Below are 1450 nucleotides of genomic sequence, written 5' to 3'. Positions count from 1 at the left end.
TCCTCTTCCGCGGCCGCCTCCCGGGGTGCCTCCGGGGGTGCCGGAGAAGCCCACCCGGCCGGGGCCGGCTCCCGCGTCGCTTCGCCGAGCACCGTGCGTGCCGCCTCGGCGGGCGGTATCCCGGTCGCCGTCAGGGCGCACATCCGCTCCAGTCGTGCCACGTCCGTCGCCGTCCAGCGTCGGTGCCGGCCGCCGGTGTGGGCGTCGGGTCCGAGGCCGTAGCGGCGGTCCCACGTGCGGACCGTGGTGGGTGCGACCCCCAGCCGCCTGGCCACCTCGCCGGTGGTCAGCCCGGCGCCGAGCGGCGCGCCCCCGCGTCCGCGGTCCTCGCTGTCCCGTTCGTGTACACCCATACCTCCGACTGTACGACGCATAAACGACGCATGTTGAGCTGCGTCGTTCATGCGCCGAACACTGGCTCAGAGCGCATGGTCGCGGCTCGGAACAGCGCGACCGGTGCGGTTCGGCAGACGGCCTTCCGTCCCCGCACGACGCACTTGCAGGAGGAACCAGGCCATGATCACGAACACGCGACTCACCGCGCCCGTCGCGCCCGTCGCGCCCGCGGAGGAAACGCGGTACGAGGAGGAGCTGGCCCGTGGCCTCCTCGCCGCCGACGAGGAGGCGTTCGCCGCGATCTACCGGCGCTGGGGTTCGCTCGTCCACACCATGGCCACCCGACTGCTCGGTGACACCTACGAGGCGGAGGACGTGACCCAGCAGGTCTTCCTCGGCGCCTGGCACGGCCGGGCCGGGTTCCGCCCCGAACGGGGTCCGCTCGGCGCCTGGCTGGTCGGCATCACGCGCCGCAAGATCGTCGACGCGCTGGCGGCGAGGACGCGGCGGCTGACGCTCATCGACTCGGCCGGCCGCGACGCGGACACCGGCGGGCCCGACGAGACGGCACCGGACCGCGTCCTGGACCGGGTGCTGCTGGTCGACGCCCTGGCACGGCTGCCGCGGCATCAACGGGAGGTGCTGTGCATGGCCTTCTACGAGGACCTGACCCAGGCGCAGATCGCGGAGCGGACCGGCATGCCCCTGGGGACGGTCAAGAGCCACGCCCGCCGTGGCCTGCACCGGCTGCGCCTGGTGATCGAGCAGCCCCCGGTCCCCGGCACGGACCTGTAGCGGTGACGCCGTACCCGCATCCGCGGCGGCCCCCACACCTGAAAACAGGACCGAGACTCCGCACCGTACGGAGACTCCGTTCGAAGGGATGATTCCCATGACCTCTCACACCCGGCTCGCCATCGCCGCCTCGGCCGGTGCCTGCGCCCTGGCCCTCGGCGTCTGCGCGCCCGCCCTGGCCGACCAGCAGGACAAGGCCATGGTGTCCGTCTTCCACGGCATCCCCGGCATGACCGTGGACGTGTACGCCAACGGCGACGAACTGATCGGCGACTTCAAGCCTCGCCGCGGCCGTACGTGGCAACACCCACACCGGGCC

The 1450-nt window shown here is 72.9% G+C and carries 2 protein-coding genes and 1 pseudogene; 2 read left to right on the top strand and 1 reads right to left on the bottom strand.

All coding sequences use genetic code 11. The features are described 5' to 3' along the window. On the bottom strand, positions 1 to 353 hold a 353-nt coding region (locus tag ABZ281_RS49230; RefSeq protein ID WP_356665355.1), incomplete at its 3' end, for a MerR family transcriptional regulator. A gap of 163 nt (positions 354 to 516) precedes the next feature. Between ABZ281_RS49230 and ABZ281_RS49225 the strand changes: the two genes are divergently transcribed. Then, positions 517 to 1131 (top strand): sigma-70 family RNA polymerase sigma factor, encoded by a 615-nt coding sequence (locus tag ABZ281_RS49225; protein WP_356665353.1) that lies wholly within the window; start codon positions 517 to 519, stop codon positions 1129 to 1131. A gap of 97 nt (positions 1132 to 1228) precedes the next feature. Next, positions 1229 to 1450, top strand: a pseudogene (locus tag ABZ281_RS49220) (hypothetical protein); the annotation flags it as partial.

The organism is Streptomyces sp. NPDC006265, from assembly GCF_040613555.1.
GTDB lineage: Bacteria > Actinomycetota > Actinomycetes > Streptomycetales > Streptomycetaceae > Streptomyces.
Note: the sequence above shows the minus strand (reverse complement) of the source record. Positions and strands in the feature narration are given on the sequence as shown.